At 59.3% G+C, this 22,974-nt stretch carries 22 protein-coding genes and 1 tRNA gene; 19 read left to right on the forward strand and 4 right to left on the reverse strand.

Features of this window, described 5'->3' with window-relative positions; all coding sequences use genetic code 11:
* Positions 1-49 precede the first annotated feature (49 nt).
* Positions 50-601: a DUF6580 family putative transport protein gene (locus GWR55_RS17315; protein WP_162403372.1), complete on the forward strand. Its 552-nt coding sequence runs from the start codon at positions 50-52 to the stop codon at positions 599-601.
* A 72-nt stretch (positions 602-673) separates the two neighbouring features.
* On the opposite strand, the gene GWR55_RS17320 is transcribed toward GWR55_RS17315, so the two are convergent.
* Positions 674-1,342 (reverse strand): YqaA family protein, encoded by a 669-nt coding sequence (locus tag GWR55_RS17320; RefSeq protein ID WP_162403373.1) that lies wholly within the window; start codon positions 1,340-1,342, stop codon positions 674-676.
* A gap of 23 nt (positions 1,343-1,365) precedes the next feature.
* Positions 1,366-1,881, reverse strand: coding sequence for a molybdenum cofactor biosynthesis protein B (locus GWR55_RS17325; RefSeq protein WP_162403374.1), 516 nt, complete (start codon positions 1,879-1,881; stop codon positions 1,366-1,368).
* Between the two features lie 189 nt (positions 1,882-2,070).
* Here GWR55_RS17325 and GWR55_RS17330 point away from each other — a divergent pair, with 189 nt between their 5' ends.
* Genes GWR55_RS17330 through hscB form a run of 4 tightly spaced genes read left to right on the forward strand, consistent with a single transcriptional unit; the run spans position 2,071 to position 4,897 of the window.
* Positions 2,071-3,138, forward strand: coding sequence for a TonB family protein (locus GWR55_RS17330; RefSeq protein ID WP_162403375.1), 1,068 nt, complete (start codon positions 2,071-2,073; stop codon positions 3,136-3,138).
* A gap of 10 nt (positions 3,139-3,148) precedes the next feature.
* Entirely contained in the window at positions 3,149-3,298 is a 150-nt protein-coding gene (locus GWR55_RS17335) for a hypothetical protein (RefSeq protein WP_162403376.1), read from the forward strand.
* Positions 3,295-4,284: a tRNA (adenosine(37)-N6)-dimethylallyltransferase MiaA gene (gene miaA, locus GWR55_RS17340; RefSeq protein ID WP_370521171.1), complete on the forward strand. Its 990-nt coding sequence runs from the start codon at positions 3,295-3,297 to the stop codon at positions 4,282-4,284. Before GWR55_RS17335 ends, miaA begins: the two co-directional genes overlap by 4 nt.
* Positions 4,285-4,288: 4 nt before the next feature.
* The gene (gene hscB / locus GWR55_RS17345) at positions 4,289-4,897 is read left to right on the forward strand and encodes a Fe-S protein assembly co-chaperone HscB (protein ID WP_162403378.1); all 609 of its coding nucleotides are present in this window, start codon (positions 4,289-4,291) and stop codon (positions 4,895-4,897) included.
* Positions 4,898-5,111: 214 nt separating this feature from the next.
* Here the strand turns inward: hscB and GWR55_RS17350 are convergent, their stop codons facing one another.
* Positions 5,112-5,990: a sulfurtransferase gene (locus GWR55_RS17350; protein WP_162403379.1), complete on the reverse strand. Its 879-nt coding sequence runs from the start codon at positions 5,988-5,990 to the stop codon at positions 5,112-5,114.
* Between the two features lie 320 nt (positions 5,991-6,310).
* On the opposite strand from GWR55_RS17350, the gene GWR55_RS17355 reads away from it, so the two are divergent.
* From GWR55_RS17355 to plsX, 5 genes are all read left to right on the forward strand, one after another.
* Entirely contained in the window at positions 6,311-8,215 is a 1,905-nt protein-coding gene (locus tag GWR55_RS17355; RefSeq protein ID WP_238398497.1) for a DUF3857 and transglutaminase domain-containing protein, read from the forward strand.
* Positions 8,216-8,253: 38 nt separating this feature from the next.
* A complete protein-coding gene (locus tag GWR55_RS17360; protein WP_162403381.1) occupies positions 8,254-10,290 on the forward strand; it encodes a DUF3857 and transglutaminase domain-containing protein in 2,037 nt (678 codons plus the stop codon).
* 114 nt (positions 10,291-10,404) lie between these two features.
* On the forward strand, positions 10,405-10,974 hold the full coding sequence (locus tag GWR55_RS17365; RefSeq protein ID WP_162403382.1) for a DUF177 domain-containing protein: 570 nt from the start codon (positions 10,405-10,407) through the stop codon (positions 10,972-10,974).
* 60 nt (positions 10,975-11,034) lie between these two features.
* Positions 11,035-11,220 (forward strand): 50S ribosomal protein L32, encoded by a 186-nt coding sequence (rpmF, locus tag GWR55_RS17370; protein WP_084169451.1) that lies wholly within the window; start codon positions 11,035-11,037, stop codon positions 11,218-11,220.
* A gap of 36 nt (positions 11,221-11,256) precedes the next feature.
* Positions 11,257-12,312, forward strand: coding sequence for a phosphate acyltransferase PlsX (gene plsX, locus GWR55_RS17375; protein ID WP_162403383.1), 1,056 nt, complete (start codon positions 11,257-11,259; stop codon positions 12,310-12,312).
* 209 nt (positions 12,313-12,521) lie between these two features.
* On the opposite strand, the gene GWR55_RS17380 is transcribed toward plsX, so the two are convergent.
* Positions 12,522-13,907 carry a PLP-dependent aminotransferase family protein gene (locus GWR55_RS17380; RefSeq protein ID WP_238398498.1) on the reverse strand — a complete coding sequence of 462 codons (1,386 nt, stop codon included), beginning with the start codon at positions 13,905-13,907 and terminating at the stop codon, positions 12,522-12,524.
* 240 nt (positions 13,908-14,147) lie between these two features.
* On the opposite strand from GWR55_RS17380, the gene GWR55_RS17385 reads away from it, so the two are divergent.
* From GWR55_RS17385 to GWR55_RS17425, 9 genes are all read left to right on the forward strand, one after another.
* Positions 14,148-14,621, forward strand: coding sequence for a cupin domain-containing protein (locus GWR55_RS17385; protein WP_162403385.1), 474 nt, complete (start codon positions 14,148-14,150; stop codon positions 14,619-14,621).
* A complete protein-coding gene (locus GWR55_RS17390) occupies positions 14,618-15,064 on the forward strand; it encodes a hypothetical protein (RefSeq protein WP_162403386.1) in 447 nt (148 codons plus the stop codon). The genes GWR55_RS17385 and GWR55_RS17390 overlap by 4 nt, the downstream gene beginning before the upstream one ends.
* 109 nt (positions 15,065-15,173) lie before the next feature.
* Positions 15,174-15,650, forward strand: coding sequence for a carboxymuconolactone decarboxylase family protein (locus GWR55_RS17395; RefSeq protein WP_162403387.1), 477 nt, complete (start codon positions 15,174-15,176; stop codon positions 15,648-15,650).
* Between the two features lie 261 nt (positions 15,651-15,911).
* Positions 15,912-16,766: a hypothetical protein gene (locus GWR55_RS17400; protein ID WP_162403388.1), complete on the forward strand. Its 855-nt coding sequence runs from the start codon at positions 15,912-15,914 to the stop codon at positions 16,764-16,766.
* A gap of 46 nt (positions 16,767-16,812) precedes the next feature.
* On the forward strand, positions 16,813-19,494 hold the full coding sequence (locus tag GWR55_RS17405; protein WP_162403389.1) for a ribonuclease R family protein: 2,682 nt from the start codon (positions 16,813-16,815) through the stop codon (positions 19,492-19,494).
* An 80-nt stretch (positions 19,495-19,574) separates the two neighbouring features.
* Entirely contained in the window at positions 19,575-19,847 is a 273-nt protein-coding gene (locus GWR55_RS17410) for an oxidative damage protection protein (RefSeq protein WP_162403390.1), read from the forward strand.
* A gap of 64 nt (positions 19,848-19,911) precedes the next feature.
* Positions 19,912-19,988: transfer RNA gene (locus tag GWR55_RS17415), tRNA-Pro, on the forward strand.
* A gap of 197 nt (positions 19,989-20,185) precedes the next feature.
* Complete coding sequence (locus GWR55_RS17420; protein ID WP_162403391.1) at positions 20,186-20,896, forward strand: DUF3800 domain-containing protein; 711 nt, start codon at positions 20,186-20,188, stop codon at positions 20,894-20,896.
* A gap of 252 nt (positions 20,897-21,148) precedes the next feature.
* On the forward strand, positions 21,149-22,798 hold the full coding sequence (locus GWR55_RS17425; protein WP_238398499.1) for a DUF5597 domain-containing protein: 1,650 nt from the start codon (positions 21,149-21,151) through the stop codon (positions 22,796-22,798).
* Positions 22,799-22,974: the final 176 nt, after the last annotated feature.

Here is a 22,974-nt window from a genome sequence, read left to right on the forward strand (position 1 = left end):
TGACGTTCATCTCCTTGAAATTCAGCTAAAATTTAAGTTCGAGGTTCTTATGGCCGCCTATTTCGCATTGATCGTTGCCGTTCTAAGCCGCATTCTGCCGTTTACCCTGCATTCGACTGGCGTCGGGTTTACCGCTGTGGGCGGTGGCCTGCTTTATTTCGGCGCGCGCCGCGGTCGTTGGCACACCATTGCGGCAGTCCTGGCCCTGATGGCGACAGATTTCTACCTGACGGCCTTCGTCTATAAGTATGCCTTTCACGCCAGCGATTACCTGGTCACGTGGCTCTGGTATGCGGGGGTCTGCCTGCTGGGCCACCAGATGCTCTCGCACAAGCAGTCTGCGCTGAGGGTAGCGGGCGCGGTTCTTGCGACTTCAACCTCATTCTTTCTTCTCAGCAACTTCGAGGTCTGGGCTGCCGGCACGATGTACGCGCACAGCATGGCCGGGCTGGCGGAGTGCTACGTTGCAGCCATTCCGTTCTACGCCAACGATATGATGTCGACCGCAATGACGGTTGGAGCGTTCTTCGGGCTTCCTGCACTGGCGCGCAACGTCGCGGCTACGATGCGTGAGGGGCTGCACAATCAGCGTCCTGCATAAGCACATTCTGAAGCGCACATAAGAGAGGGGCTGCGAGAATCTCGCAGCCCTTCTCTTATGGAATCGAAGAAGCTATTCCGGGATGTCGTCCGCCACTTCTTCGACCGGAAGAATGACGCCCTTGCGCCGGTCGAAGACTTTGCGCATGATCCAGAAGCCGATCAGGAAGACGAGGATCCCGGCGAAGGCGAGCGTGTATCCCAGGTGGTCTCTGAGTGCTGCGGAGATGGTGGCGACGATCTTTGGACCATAGAGGATGGTGATGACGGCCCATATCATGAAGCGGACGAACTTACCTGCGAGAATGGCCCCAAAGAAGGAGATGGTCCGCATCTCGAAGACGCCGGCTGCAAATTCGAACAGCTTGACCGGCATGGGCGGGGGCATCATGGCGGGAATCATGATGGCGAGAAATTCCTGCCGCTCGAAGCGGTCACGAAGCTGCTCGTAGCGCTCTCGATTGATGCGCTTCAGCAGAAAGAGTTCTCCACCGGCGCGGCCCAGGAAGAAGGGAAGCAGGCTGCCGATGGCGGAGCCGAGCGCGGCCATGAAGCAATAGAGCACGAACTTGCCATGGTCGTGGACGACGTAGTCGATCACCATGGCGTCGATCGGTACCGGAATAGCTGCCGAATCGAGGACGGCAAGACCGCAGAGCCCCCATGCGCCGAAGGGTTTGAGGGCTGCCAGCAGGACAGCATTCCATTTATGAATGAATGCAATAACAGGGGACAGTTTCACAGGAATGGCTCTATTTTACCTTTTCACTTGGATGCAGGATCGGAGCCATGGCTGGTGTTCCCTCGAAGAAGCTGGAGGGCGTGAGGAAGAAGGGGAAGGATGGCCTGGAGGGAGCTTTCGGCTCCTCGGGGGCTGCCAGGAAGATTTACGATGAGCGTACTCCCCACGGTGCCGCAGACTGCACGGCTGAGGGCGGCCAGCGGAGTCTGCCGGACTCCTGCAGAGCGCATCGTTTCTGCGAGGCCTTCGACGATGCGCTCGCAGACCATGCGGGTCGCCTCGGGGGTGACGTCGCGTGGCGCAAGACCTGTGCCTCCGGTGGTGACGATCAGGTCTGCTGTTTGTGCCCCCTGGCGCAAAGCGGCCGCGATCACGTCGAGTTCGTCGGGGACGATCTGACTGGTGATGGCGGAGATTCCCGCCCGGCGGAGCAGCGCGGAGACGGCGGGGCCGGAGAGGTCCTGTCTCGTGCCCGCGAAACAGCGATCACTGACAGTGATCACGAAAGCTCGGGTGGCGGAAGGGAATTCCGGGGTCATCTATTCAGTCTACGGTGTTTAGAGCGGCTGATGGCAAAACAGCATCGCGCCGGTCTGACAATAGTGAGAAGATAGGAGGGGGCCGCGCGACGACCAGCCCCGGGACGGGAAGCATCTTAAATAAGTTGCAGCGGCAATTATTTGCAGCCGCAACTTTACAGCGTGCCAGCCGTCTGACCAAGATACCCGATGCCTTCTCTTGAGACTCCGCCCAACTCCGCGCCACCGACGCCTCCCAATCGAGTGCGGACCAACAGGTATGGAGACCTGGAAGAACATGAGCTGATCCACCTGCTCGATGCTCTGGACGACGAACGCGCCCGTGCACGATTCCGCGAGGCGGTCTACATCTCCATCATCATCTGGCTGGCGATCGGGTGGTTCGTTTTTTATGGGCCTCAGGTTCTCTTCCACCAGCCCCGGCTGATCAATCCGGCAGATGTTCTGAGAGATCGCGACAAGCAGCTGACCTATCTGGATGTGCCGAAGGACATCGGCAAGCAGCTTCCGAAGAAGCCTACGGATGTCATCAGCGACAAGGACCGGGTGCAGCAGACCAAGCGGCCGACGCTCGACCGCAAGACGCTGGAGCAGCTGCAGGCGATGCGGAAGGCGGGAGCGCCGGGAGTGACGGCTCCTGCTACGAAGCCGACACCGGAGCCGCCGGCTCCGCAGCAACAGCCGCAGCCGCAACAGCAGGTGCAGCAACAGCAGGAAGCTCCACAGCCGCTGCCGCAGCATCCTCCGCAGCAGCAGGCGGTGGTTGAGGCTCCGCATCCCGCCCCGACGCGACCCAATTTTGGCAGTCAGTTGTCTGCGGGAGACGCGATTCGCCAGGCGGCGCAGCAGGCGGCCCAGAATCGCGGACAGGGCGGAGATTACGGCGCAAACATTCCAGTAGAGCATCAGGGCCTGAATACGGGCGTCGACATTCTGTCCGACACCATGGGTGTGGACTTCAATCCGTATCTCCGGCGGATTCTGCGCCAGATCTACAACACCTGGCTTCCGCTGATTCCCGAGGAGGCGCGTCCGCCGCTGAATAAGTCGGGCGAGACGCTGATCCGCTTCTCCATCCTTCCCGATGGCCGCATCGGGGCGATGCATCTGGACGGTTCGACACAGGACCAGGCGCTGGATCGCGCTGCGTGGGGCTCGATCACGGGCGTGGGCCAGTTCCCGCCATTGCCGAAGGAATTTCACGGGCCGAATCTTGAGCTGCGAATCCACTACCTCGTGAACAAGAGGCCGGAGTAAGCTGCCGTCGATGCCACTGTCGCTTCCGGAGCGTCTTCGTCGTGAACGCCGCCAGCAGCTTCGAGGGCTGATGCTGCTGGTGTTTGCCGTGCTGCTGTTCAGCATCCTGCGGGCGGGTGTGGGTCGGGTCTTTCCGCCAGGATGGTGGAGACTGTGGTGACCTCAGAGCTTCTGCCCATGGTCGTGCTTGCCGGGCCCACGGCGAGCGGCAAGACGTCTCTGGCGATCCGCCTGGCAGAGCAGTTCGGGGGCGAGATTGTCTCCTGCGACTCGGTTGCGGTGTATCGCGAGATGGAGATTGGAACGGCCAAGCCCAGCCGTGAGGAACGGGCGATGGTTCCTCACCACATGATCGACGTGGCGTGGCCGGACGAACAGTTCACCGCGGGCGACTACAGCAGATTGGCACGGGAGGCGCTGCGGGGAATCTCGTCGCGTGGCATGCTGCCTATCGTTGCGGGCGGGACGGGACTCTATTTGAGGGCGCTGATCGATGGGCTGTTTCCTGCGCCGGTCGCGAGGCCGGAACTGCGGGATCGCCTGCGGAGGCGTGTAGAGCGGCTAGGACCTGAGAGTGGACCGGCACATCTGCATCGCGTACTTGCCCGACTGGATGCCGCGGCTGCCGCGGCGATCCATCCGAATGATGTTCCGAAGATTATTCGGGCGATCGAGGTTTCGCTGTCCGTGCGGTCGGAGAAGGGCGGCGCGATCCCGATGACGGAGCAGTGGAAGCAGGGCAGAGATCGGCTTGAGGGATACAGGATTCTGCGTCTCGGGCTGAATCCTCCGCGGGCGAGGTTGTATGAGCGCATCAATCAGAGGGCGGCGGAGATGTTCGAGCGCGGTCTGCTGGAGGAGACCGCACGGCTGATCGAACGGTATGGCCGCGAGTGCAGAGCACTCGCGGCGCTGGGATACGTGCAGGTCGCCGCCATACTTACAGGCGAGGTGACGCGCGAAGAGGCGGTCGCTCAGGCGCAGCAGGGACATCGCAACTACGCCAAGCGGCAACTTACCTGGTTCCGGCGCGATGACGAGATGCACTGGCTCAGTGGGCTGGGCGGCGAAGAGGAGATTGTGGAGCAGGCCTTCGGACTGGTCGAGGGCTTCCTCAAACATCAGCGGGAAGGACTTCTACAATAACCGCATGAACTACTTCGAAGTATTCGGTCTTCCTGAGAAGCTGCGCATCGACACCTCAGCTCTCGAAAAGCAGTTCTACACGCTCAGCCGCAAGCTGCACCCCGACCGCTTTGCCTCGCGCCCGGCGGAGGAGCAGGAGGAGGCCCTGCGGCAGTCGTCGCTGCTGAACGATGCTTATCGTACCTTGAAGGACCCTGTTCTGCGGACGCAGTATCTGCTGAAGCTTGAGGGAGTGGAGCTTGAGGAGCAGTCGAAGGCTGCGACGGACGCCGCCCGGCAGACCGGGGGCGAGAAGAAGCAGGCCGTTCCTCCCGAGCTGCTGGAAGAGGTCTTCGAGCTGAACATGCAGCTGCAGGAGATGCGCATGGCAAAGCAGATGGGCGAGGATGAGCCCGAGCTGCGCCGCGACCTGATGACCGCCAAGGATACCTTCGATGCCAGGATGATCGAGACCCAGGCCGAGCTTGAGGGTTTGTGGGATCAGTGGGATGATGCCGCGGACGCAAATAATGATGCCGCGAAAGAGACGACGCGGAATGCGATGGTGAACCTCCTCAACAAGAGGAACTATCTTCGCAATCTGGTGCGGGACGTCAATGAGGCGCTGGAGTAAAGCAGGCGAGGTGTTTTGCCTGGGATGGATTCACCCGTGCCTGAAATTCGATCACAACAACCAGAAGAGGCACTCTAGCGGTCAATCGGAAGAGGCACTTTTTTAGAGAGTGTCATCCTGAGCGAAGCTTCTTCGACTTCGCGCTGGCGCGCTACGCTCAGGATGACAGTTTTTTTAGAAGCGCCGAAAGCGCGTATTCCGATTACAGCGTGAATTACTTGACCACATCTCCGCGGTGGTTGGTCACCCAGTCCTGAAAGGACCCGTCGTAGAGCTTGACGGGATAACCTAACAGGCGCGCGCCAAACAGCGTTGCGGTAGCCTGTGCGCCCAGGTGGCAGTAGGTAACGATCGTCTCTCCCGGCTTCACGCCTGCATCGGCGAAGACCTGTTTGAGATGCCCCAGGTCGATCTCGGAATCACTTCCGGTGACCTCGCTGAAGGGGATATTGACTGCGCCGGGGATGTGCCCCTTTCCGTTGAAGGAGGCATCGGCGCCGTTGTAGAAGTTCGGCGTGCGGGCGTCGACCAGCTTGTAATCCGGGTGATCTGCGATGGAGCGGACCAGGGAGGCGTCTGCCACGAGGCCCTCGACGGGACCGCGCGTCAGCTTGCCTGCCATGACCTTTGGCGGCTCCGCTGTGACCGGTTTGCCGTCCTTGAGCCAGGCTGTAAGCCCTCCGTTCAGCAGCGAGGTGCGGTTGCCCATCCCCATGTACTGCAGGGCGAAGATGATCCGGGTCGTGAGCGGAAACGGCTCACCTTTGCCGGAGTAGACGATGATGTGGCTGCCATCGGAGATGCCCGCGGCTTCGAGCCTGCTGCGGAGCGTCGCGGCCGGTAGAAGCTCAAGGCCAAGCTGGCCGGGCTGCGCCTTTGCCGGTGTCGAAATATCCTCGACCGTCAACAGGCGGGCCCCTGGAATGTGCTGCCTGTCGTATTCCTGGCGCGACCCTGCCTCAATCAGAACGATGTCTGCATCGTTGAGATGGCTTGCAACATAGGCCGTATCCACCAGCAGAGGCTCTGGCGCAGCCTGTGCCAGCAGCGCGGAAGAGAACAGGAAGACGAGGAGCGCACAAAGGTTCTTCATGGCAGCGGTCCTTTTCGTTACGAATCTGCGATCAGGCGGATCTCCCTGTGGTCAGAGGCCAGGCGGATCTCCTGATATAGAGGAGCATACAGAAAAGTCCGGTTTTGGAAAGAAGGCGTCTGAACTGTTACTTTCTGCTTGAACCGGACCGACGCCCGTCGTATAAAGGCACACGCAGAAATCAGGGATTCAAAAAGAGACAAGCGATTGACCTGCCCGCCGCAAAGGGTACGTCTGCGTGTGAAGGTTGTATGACTGGAAGTGTTCGTTTCCTGCAAGGGTCTGTAAGGTCGGTTCTGTTTGGATGTCTGCTGTCCGGGTTGCCCTCTTTTGCGAAGGACGCCGTGCCCGACTGGGTGCGTGCAGCCGCCGCGCAGCCGCTGCCTGCGTATTCTGCTGAAACGACGGCGGCGGTTCTGCTTGAGGATACGACCTACACGGTAGCTCCGGATGGCACGGCCACGGAGCATCTGCGCGAGGTCGTTAAGATTCTGCGTCCCCAGGGCCGGGAAGAGGGTCTCGTCTCGGTGCCGTTCAGCAAGGACCGGAAGCTGGTCTCTCTGCATGTCTGGAGTATCGGGCCGGACGGCCATGAGTACACGGTCAAAGACAACGAGATGATCGAGGCCGGCTATCCGGGCCAGGGAAATCTCTACGAGGATGAACGCATTCGAGCGGCAAATCCTCCGGGCTGCGATCCGGGCGGCATCGTCGCCTATGAGTATGAGCAGAAGATGCTGCCCTATGTGGCGGAGAAGACCTGGTTCTTCGAGGGAAGTCTTCCACGTCTCCGTCAGGTCTTCACTCTGCAGCTTCCTGCGGGATACAGCTACACCACCGTCTGGGCGCACCATGCCCCGGTCGAAGCATCGGATCTTGAAAATCGAAGCTGGCGTTGGGAGATGAAGCAGACGCCGGGCATTCATCTGCAACACGTGCTCTATCGTCCGTCAGTGCTGTCGCTGGCCGGAAGGATGACCGTTCACTATGGAACGTCCGCCTCGACCCAGAAGGATGGCTGGGAGGGAATTGGTGAGTGGTACGACGGCCTGTCGCGCGATCGTCTGGCATCGACCCCCGAGCTTGCGGCGAAGGCGAATGAGCTTATCCAGGGCAAGACGGATTTCTACGAAAGGACCGAAGCGATTGCGGAGTTTGTCCAGCAGCAGGTGCGGTACTTCGCTATTGAGATGGGAATCGGAGGGTACCAGCCGCACTTTGCCGAGGAGATCTATCGCAATCGTTACGGCGATTGCAAGGACAAGGCGACGCTTCTCTCCGCGATGCTGTCGGCTGTGAACATCCATGCTGCTCTGCTGATGGTGGACGATCGCAGGGGCGTGATCGATCCCAAAGCTCCCTCAACCGTGGGGAACCACATGATCACGGCGATCGAGATCCCGAAGGAATACAACTCAGCCAGGCTTCGCAGCATTGTGACCGCGAAGACAGGGCGCCGCTATCTCATCTTCGACCCTACGTGGGAGAAGACGCCATTCGGGCAGCTGGAGCACGAATTGCAGGGAAGCTATGGGGTACTGATGGAAGGCCCTGACAGCCAGGTGATCAAGCTGCCGCTGCTGGCTCCCAGGTTCAACCGGGTGCACCGGGAAGGAAAACTGCAGCTGGCGGCGGATGGCTCCCTCAAGGGAACCATCACCGAGACGAGGTTTGGCGATCTCTCGGACCGCAGGCGCGTTCTCTACACCCATGGCGATGCGAAGCAGCAGGCCGACTTTATGGATCATGTCCTGGGAGAGGACTTCGGGGCTTTCAAAGTTTCAGACCTCAAGGTAGCGAACGCCGAGGCGCTCAACAAGGACCTGGTGACGAGCTTCGCGATCGAAGTAGAGCGATATGCAAGCGCCATGGGGCCTCTGCTTACGGTGCGGCCTCGTGTTCTGGGGCAGGAGGCGCCACCGGTGGACCATACGGACCGCAAGGTTCCCATCGATCTTCGGGAGACGATGCAGGCCGAGGACGATTACGAGATCGAGCTCCCACAAGGGTATGCCGTGGACGAGCTTCCGGAGCCGGTGAAGGACGATCTGGGCTTCGCCTCGTATGAGAGCTCGACCCAATTGAAAGGAAATGTACTGCACTACTCGCGCACATTGACCATTCGGGAGGTCACCCTGCCTGCGGAGAAATATGCCGACCTGCAGAAGCTTTCAGGGCTGATCTCGAACGATGAGCAGAGTCTTGCGGTTCTCAAAAAGCAGTGATCTAAAGCAGTGATCTACAGAGAGAAGGAAACCCTCCGATGAAAAGAACCCTTTTGCGCACCACCTTTCTCGCAGTTCTGTTGGCGGCAGTGAGTCCCGTTTTGTTTGCAGACCAGTGGACGGAGCCTACGAAAGAAGAACTCACGATGACCTCCCAGGAGGGGTATCCAGGAGTCCCAGCGGTCTACCTGAACAGGGAAGAGGTAACCGTAGACAAGCTGCACATGTGGAGCGTGTATGTTCGCCTGAAGGTACTTACCGAAAAGGGCAAGGACTACGCCAATGTCGAGCTGAAGTACGCCTCTTTCCGGAGCGGCGCGGGCTATACGGTGACCAACATCGAGGGTCGTACCATCCATCCCGATGGCAAGATCATTCCGTTTACCGGAAAGCCCTACGAGAAGCTGATCGAGCGGACCCAGGGATATCAGGGCTACAAGGCCATGTCGAAGGTCTTCACCATGCCCGATGTGGAGGTCGGCAGCATTCTGGAGTACCGGTATACGCTGCGCTACGACGACAACTACTACTACTCGCCGGACTGGTACGTGCAGTCGGAGTTGTACCTGCGGAAGGGCCACTATGTCTGGAAGCCCACCAGTCAGCAGCTCGTCAGTAAGAGAGGCAGCCGCGAACAGTTTACGAACTCGCTGGGCTGGTTTCCCGTGCTGCCGGCCGGAGCCTCCGTTCATCAGACGCAGCTTCCGCCGACCAACCTGGACCGCGACGGGCAGCTCATCCTGGACCTTGATGTCCACGACATTCCTCCCTCTCCTCACGAGGAGCACATGCCTCCGATCTCCAGCTTTACGTATCGTGTGCTCTTCTACTACTCGCCTTATCGCAGTTCTGAAGAGTTCTGGAGGCAGGAGGGGAAGTTCTGGTCCAAGGACCGCGACAAGTTCATCGGGCCGGGCTCGAAGGTGTCGGCTGCCGTCAGCCAACTGACTGCCGGCTCCAAGACCCAGGACGAGAAGCTCCGCAAGATCTACGCCGCTGTGATGCAGATGGAGAACACGGACTATACGCGCACAAGGGAGCGCTCCGAAGACAAGGCGGAAGGACTGGGCACGATTCACGACACGGATGACATTCTGGAGCGCAAGCGCGGCAATGGAGATCAGCTTGCCCAGCTCTTCGTCGCCATGGCGCGTGCAGCGGGCATGAAGGCGTATCTCTTCGCCGTGACCAACCGTGACCGCAGCCTCTTTACGGATTACTACCTGAGCATGTCGCAGCTGGACGACGATGTCGCCGTGGTGAACGTGGACGGGAAGGAGATGTTCTTCGATCCGGGGTCGCGCTATTGTCCCTATGGCCATCTGGACTGGAAGCACACCAACGCCGGAGGTATTCGGCAGGCAGAGGGTGGAACTGTCATCGCGAATACGCCGGGAGAGAGCTTCACCTTCTCGCGCACGCAGCGAATCGCCGATCTGAAGATGGATGAACATGGAGAAGTCAGTGGAATCGTGAAGATGACCTACATGGGACATCCGGCCATCGAGTGGCGGCACCGTGCTCTGGTGGGTGACTCCGAAAGTCTGCAGCGGGAGCTGCGCACCAATCTCGAAGACCTGCTTCCAGGAGGGATGAAGGTCGACGTGGTCAGTATCCTGCAGATGGAGGACTACGAGAAGCCGCTGGTGGTCCAGTTCGACATCAAGGGAGGCATCGGAACGCCGACGGGCAAACGTCTCTTTGTGCCTGCCGATCTCTTTGTCGCGAATGAGAAGTCGCTCTTCCCGCATGAGAAGCGCGATCTGGCCGTGTACTTCGAGTACGGCAACATCGTGCAGGACGCGGTACGCATCCGGTTTCCGCAAAACATCAAGGCGGAATCTGTACCGGAGGTCTACAAAGACCAGTTTGAAAAATCGATAGCCTATGCACTGACGAACGATCAGAGCGCAGATTCGGTGACCATGCGGCGCGACTTCGACCTGGGATCGTTCTTCTTCGAAAAGAAAGAGTATCCGGCCCTGCGCGCCTTTTATGGCAAGACGGAGGCCAAAGACCAGGAGAAGCTGGTCCTGATCACCTCGCCCGTGAATACACCCGTCGCAACGAACTGAGATGCGGCTGCCGGGGTGCGATTGCTCCCGGCAGTTTTTCAAGGCGCGGGCAGATGCTTCTGGCCGCGAGCTTACCATTTGACCCCACTCCACCAAAGTCCTACGCTTAAAGACGTGCTTATCACCCCGGTCCAACTCTTCGAAGAGCCCCTTCAGATCGACGAAACCATTGCCCCGGGCGTAGTGGATTACGGCCAGGACATCCGCCAGGTCTCTCCGCTGCCCGTCAGAGGACAGGCCGATCTTCTCATCGAGCATCGGAGCGAGGAACGCGGGGCGAACTCGCAGGTCAATGACATCCGCCTGCGTGCGTCTTACAAGGGCGACTTCGAGATTCTCTGCGCCCGCTGCGTTGAACCTGTGCCTCAGACCCTCTCCGGCGACTTCGACCTCATCTTCCGCCCCGCCGAGGCCGACACGGTGATGGGCGAGCACGCAATTACCCCCGACGAGACCGAAATCGGGTATTATGAAGAGAGCGGTCTTTTGCTCGAGGATGTCGTGCGCGAGCAGGTGTTGCTCTCCCTGCCCACTCGAACCCTCTGCAAGCCGGACTGCAAGGGCCTCTGCCCTCGCTGCGGTCAGAACCAGAACCTCGCAATCTGCTCCTGCGAACAGACTCCGTCTGATCCGCGTTGGAATGCGCTGGCGGGCCTGGCTGACAAGATCGAGGTCAAGCACTAATAAAAGTTTTCCGCCTCTGCCCGCCGAATCGGGTGCGGGCGAAGCGAAAGGGATACAGAAATGCCTAATCCAAAACGGCGTCATTCCAAGCAGCGCACCGCCAAGCGCCGCAGCCACGACTTCCTGACCCCGACGGGTCTCTCCGAGTGCCCCAACTGCCACGAGCGCAAGTTGCCGCATCGCGCCTGCCGCAAGTGTGGCACCTACAAGGGCCGCGAGGTCCTTACCGTCAAGGAAGCCAGCTAACCCTTCCTCCAAGAGAAACCCTGTTATTGTTTCCTGATGCCGATCGACATCGTCGTTGACGCGATGGGTTCCGACAAGGCCCCCGATCCTGAGATCCGCGGGGCCGTTCTCGCTGCACGCCACTACGACGTGCGCGTGCATCTTGTCGGCCCTGAAGACATCCTGCGTCCCATCCTGCGCCAGCACGTCCAGCATCAGAAGCACCTTCCTATCTTCATCACGCCGGCCTCCGAGTGGATCACCATGGGGGACAAGGCCGCCCAGGCGGTCCGCACCAAGCGCGACTCCACCATGCGCGTCGGCCTCAAGATGGTGCGCGAAGGCCTCGCCTCCCGCACAACCTCCGGGCACGGTCACGGGAAGGCAGCAGGTTTCTTCACTGCCGGAAACACAGGCGCTGCCATGGCCACCGCCAAGATGGTCCTGGGAATGCTCTCCGGGGTCGACCGGCCAGCGCTCGCCAGTGCTGTTCCTACCACGCGCGGAGTTCCATCCCTCATCCTCGACGTGGGCGCGAACGTCGACTGCGACCCCGACAACCTGGTGCAGTTCGCCGTCATGGGCCATATCTTCGCCCAGAATGTCCTCAAGGTCCCCAATCCTCGCGTCGGCCTGCTTTCCATCGGCGAAGAGGACTCCAAAGGCAACTCCCTCACTCGCGACACGCTCCCGATGCTTCGCTCACTTCCGGGAATCAACTTCATCGGCAATGTCGAAGGCCGCGATATCTACAACGGCAACTGCGATGTCATCGTCTGCGACGGCTTCGTCGGCAACGTCGCCCTCAAGGCCTCCGAAGGAATCGCTCGCCTGGTGACGACCTCGCTGCGCGAAGCTCTGAAATCGACGGTCACCTCACAGGTCGGAGCCCTTCTCTCCCGCCGCGCCTTCGGCGACTTCAAAAAGCGCCTCGACTACAACGAGTATGGTGGCGCACCTTTGCTTGGCGTCCGCGGCGTCTGCATCGTCGGACACGGCTCCTCCAACGAAAAAGCCGTCATGAACGGCATCCGCGTCGCCGCTGAGTTCGCCCACGCCGAGGTCAACGCAGGCATCGAAGCGGCACTGCTGTCTTCCACCGCTACCCCATAAGCGGAAAAGATTACTGCTCCGGCCAAACCGCAGATCCTTCGACTGCGCTGCTCGCGATGAGACTGCGAGCAGCTTCGCTCAGGATGACACTCATAAAGGCTGGTGAAATCTCGTAAGGGGTAGCATTGCCATTTCACTCCACCAGCGTTCATGTTCCTTTAGGTCGATTTCCCCCGCATAATTTCAAAGGCCGAAGCTGATTCACAAGCTCAAGGCAACAGCGGAACTCCATCCCTTCTCTCCAGCACCCGCGCCAGCTCCTCCACACCGCGCCGAATCTCCTTCGGCGTAACCGCTGCGAATCCAAGCTGCAGCCCATCTCTCTCCCTTTGTTCGAATTCTTCCGCACTCCTGTAAAACCAGGCCAGCGGAGTCACCTCCAAGCCTCGTTCCGCACAGGCCTTCGCCACCGTCCTGGCATCCAGGCCCTTTGCCAGCCATCCCATGGTCTGTAGCCCTGCCTCGATCTCCGAGATCTCCAACGCTCCTGCCAGATGCCTTCTGCCTTCTTCCAGCAGGATTCCAAGCCGCTCTGAATACAGATTGCGCATCCTGCGCAGGTGCCTGCCAAAGTGGCCATCCTCCAGGAAGTCGCAGAGCACTGTCTGCTCGAGCAGCGGAGCATGCCGGTTCAGGATCGATTTCGCCGCCGTAAATCGCTCCACCAGATCCTCGGGCGCCACCAGGTATCCCAGTCGCAGTGCGGGAAACAGTACCTTGCTGAAACTGCCTGCAAACAGCACCACTCCATGCCGGTCCAGCCCCTGCAGCGCCGGAACCGTTCTGCCGGAGTAGCGATACTCGCCGTCGTAGTCGTCCTCAAAGATCAGCGCACCCGCGCTCCTGGCCCACTTGAGCAGCTCCAGCCTTCGCGCCAGGCTCATCGTCACGCCCAGCGGAGCCTGGTGCGCCGGGGTCACGTACACCAGATTTGCTGTCTGGTTCGCCTCCGGCAGCTTTGCGCCCTCATCGTCCACACCCAGCGAGACTATCCGCGCCCCCATCGCCTCAAAGACCCGCGTCGCACCTGGATATCCCGGGTCTTCTGCCAGTACACACTCTCCTGGGTCTACCAACAGGCGCGTTGCAAGGTCCAACGCTTCCTGCACGCCTGAGAGCACGATCACCTGATCGGTTGTGCACGCTACCCCACGCGAGTGCGAAAGGTATGCCGCAATCGCCTCGCGAAGCGGCCGGTACCCCGCTGCCTCCGATCCTCTCAGCATGGTCATCGAGGCCCGCCGCAGACGGCGGCTCGCAATCTGTGCCCACAACGCCGTCGGAAACTCCTCGAGCGCAGGCACGTTCGCGCGAAACGCCCGTGAAGCTCCTCCCAGAAGGCTGGGGAATGACTGAAGTTTCTTCCCATACTCTGAAAGGTGTCGGCTCCTCTTTACCTGCTGCGGTTCGGATTCCAGGACTTCGCCACGCATCGCCTCCAGCAGATCCTCCGGCAGAACCTTGCTCACATAAGTTCCCGATCCAACGCTGCCTTCGAGGTACCCTTCGGCCTTCAGCTCCTCAAAGGCGGTCACAATCGTTCCGCGGGAAAGCCCATACTCCGCCGCCAGGTCCCGCGTCGCCGGCAGCCTCATCCCAGGACGAAGTCGGCCTTGAAGGATCTCTCTACGCAACGCGGCATACAGCCACCGGTACGCGGGTTCACCTTCGGGTCTTGGTCCCAGTAGAACCTCTGTCCATCCTGACCGCTTCGCCATCTCGAACCTCTCTCGAAAGTGGTACAGAAAAACTATCCTAAATGGATCTATGAGGCTGGTCTTCTTTCGCCTATCTTGGTCTTCAGGGAAAACGAGATTTTTACAAGGAGAGCAGGCATGACCCTCACCGACCGCCTTGCCTATATCCTCGCCGTCGTCTGCTACGCTCCTCTTCCGGCAATCGCCGCCTCACCTCAGGCTCCAGCGCAAAACCAAGAACCGCCGCCACAAGTCGAGACGGTTTTCTCGCATCCTCTACCGTCACTCGACGGAAGTCATCTCATCGTTAAGGTTGTTCGCGTGAGCTACGCTCCGGGGGAGTCCTCATCGCCCCACAGCCACCCCTGCCCCGTTGTGGGGTATGTCCTTCAGGGCGCCGTGCGCATGCAGGTGCAGGAGCCTTCCGCCTCCCATCCGGGGCCGATTACTGTCTACCGAGCGGGGGACAGCTTTTATGAATCTCCCGGGGGCCGGCACCTCGTCTCCGCCAACGCCAGCAAGACCCAGCCTGCCATCTTTACCGCGACCTTTGTCTGCGATCACTTCACGCCGCTCACCACTCCTGTCGACGGCGGCGAGCCGCACCCATGAGCGCGCGAATCTCACAGATGGCCCTGCGGTACGCCCGCATTGCTCTGGCGATCTCCTTTTTGAGCCCGGTTGCCGATCGTTTCGGCCTTCTAGGGCGTTTCGGAGGCTGGGGAAACTTCGCCGCCTTTACGGCATATACCGCAAAGGTCAATTCCTTCATGCCCGCCTCTACGATTCCTTTCCTTGCATGGAGCGCGACGGCAGGCGAACTCGTCTGCGGCTTTGGCCTTCTGATCTACGCTTTTGTTCCTTCCAAAGTAGCGGCCCCCAGTTCCTTGCCTCGCATTCTCGCATTTGCGTCTTCCATCCTGCTTCTACTCTTTGCGGTTTCCATGACGATCTCGCTTGGCATCAAAAAACCGCTCGATTATTCGGTCTTCTCGGCCTCCGCCTGCGCCCTTTTGCTGGCTCTCTATCCAGACGCACCTTCGCGGCCTGGTTGATCACGACAGGGAATACACCTCCGACGAAGAATTTCCGTATTTTTCTGATCGCTACGCTTATTTCGATCGAAGCCCAACCACCAACCATCCAAAGCTAAGGAGAACTACGATGCACCCCCGTTTCAACTACGCCAAGCTGTCCCCCGGGGCCTACCAGGCCATGTTTGCACTCGAAAAATATCTCGCTCAGTCGAGCATCGAAAAGAACCTCCTTCACCTGATCAAGTTCCGCGTCTCACAGATCAACGGCTGCGCCTTCTGCCTCGACATGCATTCGAAGGATCTGCGCGCTTTGGGCGAGACAGAACAACGCCTCTACTCACTCGACGCCTGGCGCGAGTGCCCCTACTACACCGATCGTGAGCGCGCTGCCCTCGCCTGGGCCGAAGCCCTCACCCTTATCACCCAGGGGCACGCTCCCGACGCTGTGTACGCTCAGGTGAGCGCCGAGTTCAGCGAGCAGGAGGTCTCCGATCTCACGTTTGCCATTAGTGCCATCAATGCCTGGAACCGTCTCGCCATCTCCGGCCGCACCACTCCCGGAACCTACCAGCCTGGAAAGGCACATGAGGCCGTGACCGCCTGAGCTGTGTCAGGCTCTTTGTATCCATTAACCTCTTTTTTATCTTTTGTTTGGAGAGCAGATTCAACCTTGCAAAGAGCCCCGGTTCATGGCCGGGGCTCTTTGCATACCTATAAGTCATTTCTATTCAACGTTTTGCAGAAAAAGCCCTGGAGTTATCCTCTTTGTTTCCAAGGTGTTGCGCAAAAAATATCCGCAGATATTCATGCAGACGAGAAACAGACACGCCGCATCTTAGGTATAAGGAACAGGATTGGAAACCAAATGAAATTTGGCCTCGGCGGTTGTACGTTTGCTGTCTCACTTCTCTCCTTCAGTCTTATGGCCCCGGCGGTTCGGGCTCAAACTCATCAGGATTCGAACGCCCAGCAGGTCGTCCGTACGGCCGTTAATACGGAGATCGCTGCGGACCGCGACGATCACTCCCGCTGGCGCTACCGCTCGACCGTGCGCAGGCCCGAAGGCGAGTTCGTCTACGAGGTCGTCGAAACGGACCAGGGATCGGTGAAGAAGAAGATTCGACAGAACGGTCAACCGCTCAGCCCTGCCGACCTCGAGAAGGAAAACAGCCGTATCCAGTCTTTCGTCCGCGATTCTTCGCAGCAGGCCAAACAGAAGCGCGACAGCCAGCAGGACGATAAGCGCGCCGAAGCCATGCTCCGCATGTTGCCCGACGCCTTTCTCTGGACCGTCAAATCCGAGACGCTTCAGGAGACTACGCTTTCGTTCGTCCCTGACCCATCCTTCAGTCCGCCATCGATGGAGGCTCGCGTCTTTGCGGCAATGGCCGGTCAGATCGTCGTCGCCAAACCCGAAAACCGGATTCAGAGCATCTCCGGAAAGCTGATTCGCGATGTCACCTTTGGCTGGGGCCTCTTCGGACGTATGGAGCAGGGCGGAACCTTCAGCGTCGAGCGGCGCCCTCTTGCCCCCAAAATCTGGCAGATCACCGAGTCCCACATCCACATTCAGGGGCATGTCCTGCTCTTCAAGACCATCAGCGAGCAGGAAGACGAGGTCAAGACCGACTTTCGCCCGACGCCGCCCTCAACCAATCTTGAACAGGCGGCAAATCTCCTCCGCAACGAGCCTTCAGGACCGATGTCCGCAAAACGTTGACATGACGAGGAACCGCACAAAACAGAAACGGTCTTATCCTTGGTAGATGCCGGGCCACCCATATAAGTTCACCGACCGCGAACTCCTCCGCCGCATCGAGAGCAGCACAGGACAGCGCGCGGGTTATAAGCAGCTTATCCGTGAACTGGGGCTGGGTGGCGGACGCGAACGGCGTCTGCTGCTCGAGCAACTCTCGCGCATGACTGCCCGCGGCGCCCTGGTCAAGACCGACCGCGAGCAGTGGGCGCTTCCTTCAGCGACTCCCGAGCGCACTGCCCGACCATCGCGCAGCGCTCCACCGTCGGCCCTGCACCCCACCCGCGAGCGGCTGGTCGCTGGTCGCATCGACATGCACCGCGACGGTTATGCTTTCGTCCGTCCTAACGGAAGCAATCATCGCGAGGATGATCTTTTCATCCCTCCCAACGAGATCAATGGTGCGATGCAGGGTGACGAGGTGCTGGTCGACGAAGCTCCGCGCGACCGCGAAGGCCGCCGCTCCGGCCGCGTCGCCCGCGTGCTGACGCGCCGCAACCCCACCGTCGTCGGCATCTTCCACTATGCACGTCCGCACCGGCGCAGCCCCTGGGAGGAGATGCCGCTGGTCCGCGGCAACTACGTCTCTCCGTTCGATGAACGCATGACCCAGCCGATCCTCATCCTCGAAGGAGATGAGATTGTTGCCGAATCCGCAACCGCGCATCGTGTCCTGGGTGAAGAGGCTCAGAAGCAGCGTCATCTCTGGACCGCGGCAGAAGATTCACTGCAGCCGCTGGAAGGTCTCGCCGTCGATGTCGAGATTCTCAGCTTTCCGACGGCTGGAAGGCCGGCGCGCGGTCGTGTGCTCGAAGTGCTTGGCCCTCCTGATGCCTTCGGCGTAGACGTTGAGATTGTTATCCGCAAGCACCATCTGCCACGTATCTTTCCTGCGAATGTGCTGGCTGAGGCGGCTGACTCCGCAAAACAGACCGTCGAGACCCTTTCGGGCGATGAATTGAGCCGGCGCCGCGATTTTCGCGGGCTTCCCATCGTTACCATCGACGGCGAGACCGCGCGCGACTTCGACGACGCTGTTTACGCTCAGCCGCTCGCCAACGGAAACTGGCAGCTCCAGGTCCACATCGCCGACGTCAGCCACTACGTTACGCCCGGCACGGCGCTCGACCTTGAAGCGAGGCTGCGCGGCACTTCGGTTTACTTTCCGGACCGCGCGATCCCGATGCTGCCCAACGATCTCTCAAGCGGCATGTGCAGCCTGCGCCCGGACGAGGATCGGCTCGTCCAAAGCTGCCTGATCGAGATCGATCCCAGCGGTGAGGTCGTCGGGTTCGAGCTTTGTGAAGGGATCATTCGCAGCGTGCGCCGCATGACCTATCACGAGGTACAGAAGATCCTGGACGGCGACGCCGCCACACGGCTCGAATTCAGCGACCTGGTCAATGAGTTTGAACTGATGCATCAGCTCGCCCTGCGTTTGAACGCAAAACGCAAACGGCGTGGGTCTCTCGACTTCGATCTTCCTGAGCCGGTCGTGCAGTTCGACCCGGACGGGAACATGCAAGCCATCGTGCGCTCAGAACGCGGCTGGTCGCATCGGCTGATCGAAGAGTTCATGCTCGCAGCCAACGAATGCGTCGCTCACTGGATCGAGAGCAACGGCATTCCCGGAATTTACCGCGTCCACGAAACCCCAGATCCGAAGCGCATCGTTGAGTTCGAGGAGACGGCCGCGCAGTTCGGCTACACGTTAGGCTTCAGCAACCTGCCGGTCAAAAAGCTACAGACCCGCGGCGATCGACGCGACGCACAGAGACGTGGACGTGAGGCGCAAACACATGAGATTCCGGACGCAATTCCTGTGACACCGCAGATGTATCAGCGGCTGACGGCAAAAATTCAGGGCAAACCGGAGGAGCGAATCCTCTCCTATCTGATGTTGAGATCGCTCAAACAGGCGCGCTACAGCGAGCAGAACGTCGGCCATTTCGCGCTTGCTTCGCCCAGCTACACGCACTTCACGTCACCGATCCGTCGCTATCCCGACCTTATCGTTCATCGGCTGCTTCGTTACCTGCTGCGCAGCGGCGCCGACCCTCAAGGCTTTCCGATCCCCAGCAGCGAGCCGCAGCCCTGGGGAGCGGAAAAGCCCGCGAAGAAAGCAGAGCACTCGCAGCGACCGAAGGACGAAGGTCTGCTGCCGCAGGACGAGCTGAATGCCATTGCAGCCGAGTCCAGCCAGGCGGAGCGGCGGGCCGACGATGCCGAGCGCGAGCTGATCGAGTGGAAGAAGATCCGTTTCATGCAGGACCGCGTCGGCGAAGACTTCAGCGGGATTATCCTCTCGTGCACGAAGTATGGCTTCTTCGTCGAACTGGAGGAGCTCTTCATTGAGGGCATGGTGCCTATAGCCAGTCTGCAGGACGACCGCTATTTCTTCCGCGACACGGACCGCTCCATCGTAGGAGCACGGAATGGACGCATCTTCAAGATTGGTCTGCCGGTACAGGTGCTGCTGGACCGCATCGACCGCCAGCAACGCAGGCTGCAGTTTGCCCTGATGCCCTCCATGTACGAGGACACTGGCGCTCCACGCTCTCTGCGGCGCTCGAAGAGAGCGGTGACGAATGAGGAAAAGAGCAGCCCTGATCGATCCGGCAAGCCGAAGCGCAAGGCGAAGACGGTCAAGCGTGATCGCAAGCGAAAGGCAAAGGGGAAGCCGCGCCGCTGATCAGCTTGAAGCGAATCTTCCGCCGCAACGCATAAGGCCGAAGCATCGTAGAATGAATATGCAAAGGAGTTTAAGAACGTATGGCTCACACGGTTTTTTGCACCAGATACAAGGCGGAGATGGAGGGGCTGGACGAGCCTCCGTTTGACTCTGACTTTGGCCAGAAGATCTATAAGAACGTCTCGAAGAAGGCCTGGGGTGAGTGGATCGAGCGCCAGAAGATGCTGCTCAACGAGTACCGTCTGCAACCCTGGACGCGCGAGGCCCAGGAGTTTCTGGTGGAGCAGATGAACGACTTCTTCTTCGGCGAAGGCGGCGAGCTTCCGAAGGAGTACGTTCCTCCCACGAAGTAAGTGCTCTCGTGTACACTTAACCTAAATAACCCCGCTGCAGTCCTCCTGGACTGCAGGCAAGAGTCGGGACGTGGCTCAGCCTGGTAGAGCGCACCCTTGGGGTGGGTGAGGTCGCTAGTTCGAATCTAGTCGTCCCGACCATTTACTTCCAATCAATTAGCGATACGGTAAAGCCCGAATGGGAACATCTTCGGGAACACAAAGGAACATGCAGTTCCCAAGTGACCGTTTTCTAAGCTGTTGGCGCGTGTGCATCCTGCTTGGAAATTATCCACGAACAACGCTGCAATGGCGTTTTGCGCGTGGCGTTTAACCTTGTCGTAAAGGAGTTGTGAGGTTTGTTAACCGCATATCTGGACGAGAGCTTTGATAACGGGAACGAAGGGTTCTATGCCGTGGGTGCTGTCGTCGGTAGCGGATGGGGGTTTCTGCGAGCCGAGACCTTATGGAAGGACTTGCTTGCCAAGCACGGTATGCCTGTTTTCAAGTTCAATCGCGTTCGAAGACGACCGGATGTATTGCGAGATTTTGCTGAAGTCATCATTAAAGCGGAGCTGGCGGCGGTTGGGGTAATCGTGGAGCAGGTCGCTTTTCGTAATGCACTTCGCGAGTCAAACGCTCATAAGCAGTACAAGGAGAGTCCTTATCTCCTTCTTCAGCACCATATCTTTGTTGATCTAGGGATGCTGCCCAAAGAGGGCAGGTCTCGTGCTGGCATCTGCTTTGTATGCGATGAGAACGCTCGTTACCTTGACTCCATGATGAGGTCATACCCGAAGCTAATAGCGATGAACCCTCAGAGTGCTCCATATCTAGGATCATGCACACTCGGCAAAGATGAAGAATATATTCCGCTCCAGATTGCAGACTTGGTAGCGGGAGAACTTCGCAGGAATGCGCTCTCGTTCATCGAGAACAGGGACGACTTCAGCCCAGCGATACGAATGTTACAAGAACACCATAGCATCGGACCTGTGAAGTATTACGACGCTACAGTGCTCAATCGAATCCGCTCAATCGTGGACGCTGGGGGTAAAGACCGTGAGTAAACCGGCGTATCAAATATCCCAGATGTTTGACAAAACGGCTTTCACTTCGCGGCTTGTAAACAGCACCAAATTAAAGACTTATCTTTGACAAATTATTTTTATTTTTGAGATTGGCCAAAGCGGGTGAGGATTTGTTCAGCTTCGCTGACGCGCCTGTCCCTGTTTCGTTCAGTCGCGAACATTTTGCCCAGATAGAAAAAATTTCTCCTTTGGTACAGACAGAGACGGCTCCTCTGTTTTACTGTGAAGCGGATGAAGTCCACAGGGATTGGATTAGTGCTGTTTCGAAAAACGGCGGGGATGGTTCTTGCGCTGAGTGCGTTTGGCCAGGCTACACATGCAGCGGAGCTTCCACGACTGGCGCATGAGAACGGGCGCTACACCCTGATGGTGGATGGTCGGCCTTACTTCCCGTTGGGAGCGCAGGTGGGGAACTCGAGCGGCTGGCCCGAGCAGCTGAAGAATCTATGGCCCAAGGCAGAGGCGCTGCACCTCAACACGCTTGAGGTGCCCGTCTATTGGGAGCAGATGGAGCCGCGCGAGGGTGTCTTCGACGATACGGTGGTCGAGGATGTCGTGCAGCAGGCGCGGGCGCATCATGTGCGGCTGGTGCTGTCGTGGTTCGGGACGTGGAAGAACGGAAAGATGCATTACGTTCCCGACTGGGTGAAGCAGGACACCCAGCGGTTCCCGAGGATGCTGACGCGTAGCGGCCAGAAGATTGACGTACTGAGTGCAAACTCTGATGCGAATCTCAACGCCGATCGCAAGGCGTTTGTGCACCTGATGGGGGTGCTGAAGCGGGTCGATGGCGATCAGCACACCGTGATTATGGTGCAGGTGGAGAATGAGTCGGGTGCGCTGGGAAGCGTGCGGGACTTTTCGCCTGCTGCTCAGAAGCAATTTGAGAGTGCGGTGCCTGAGGCGTTGGTGAAGGCTCTTGGGAAGAGGTCGGGGACGTGGAAGCAGGTCTTTGGGGATGATGCCGATGAGACCTTTCAGGCGTGGAGCGTAGCCCATTACATCAACCAGATTGCAGCGGCGGGCAAGCAGGAGATGCCTCTGCCGATGTATGTGAACAACTGGTTGAAGAGTCCGCGTGGATATCCGGTGCTGACGATTCCCGGCGAGGATTATCCGAGCGGAGGGCCGACGAGCAATATGCTGGCAGTGTGGAAGGCAGCGGCTCCGGCGATCGATATTCTTGCGCCCGACATCTATGTGCCCAACACGGAGCGGTACCGCGATGTCATGCAGCAGTTCAAGCGGCCGGACAATCCGCTGTTCATTCCGGAGACGCAGGGGTTCGGGCATTTTCCAGGAAGCCAGGGTGCGGCACGGAATCTGTTTCTGGCGATTGGAGCGGGGACGATCGGGTTTGCTCCGTTTGGGATCGATAACTTTGCATTGGTGGGCGCGGATGGAAAACCCGACTATGAGCAGGTAGGCTTGGCGCAGAACTATGAGCTGCTGGCTCCGATCGCGGAGGAGCTGGCTGCGCTGCAGTTTGCAGGCAAGGTAAAGACAGCGGCGGAGGAGCCGGGCCTTGAGCAGATAGAGCTGACCTTCGGCCAGTGGAGCGCTCTGGTGAGTTTTCCTCCGGAGTACACGGCGAGCGCGGATACAGGTGGGCTTTCGCCGACGGCGGCGCTGCATATGGGGCGCGTGATGGTTGCGCAGCTGGGGCCGGATGAGTTTCTGGTGGCTGGAATTGATGCGCGAGTGAACTTTCGGCTTACCCCTCCTGCGGCTGCTCAGGCGCAGTTGCTGACGGTGGAGCAGGGGACATATGACGGGCCGACCTGGAAGCGCACGCGTCTGTGGAACGGCGACGAGACGGATGCGGGGTTGAACTTCAAGGCACCGGGTAGTGTGGTGCGGGTGAAGTTGGGAACGTACTGAGGAAGAAGGTACGTGAGAGTGCTTTCGATTGCTGGGTACGGATCGGTCGTAGAACGGCCTCAGGAGCTGAACCCCCTCACTCTTCGGATTTCTACGGCACGGCTGAAGCCATGCCCTTAACGAGGGCACAGAAGCAACACGGGAAAAGACGAAGATGTTGAAGAGAAATTGAGCTT

Source organism: Edaphobacter sp. 12200R-103 (genome assembly GCF_010093025.1).
Lineage (GTDB): Bacteria > Acidobacteriota > Terriglobia > Terriglobales > Acidobacteriaceae > Edaphobacter.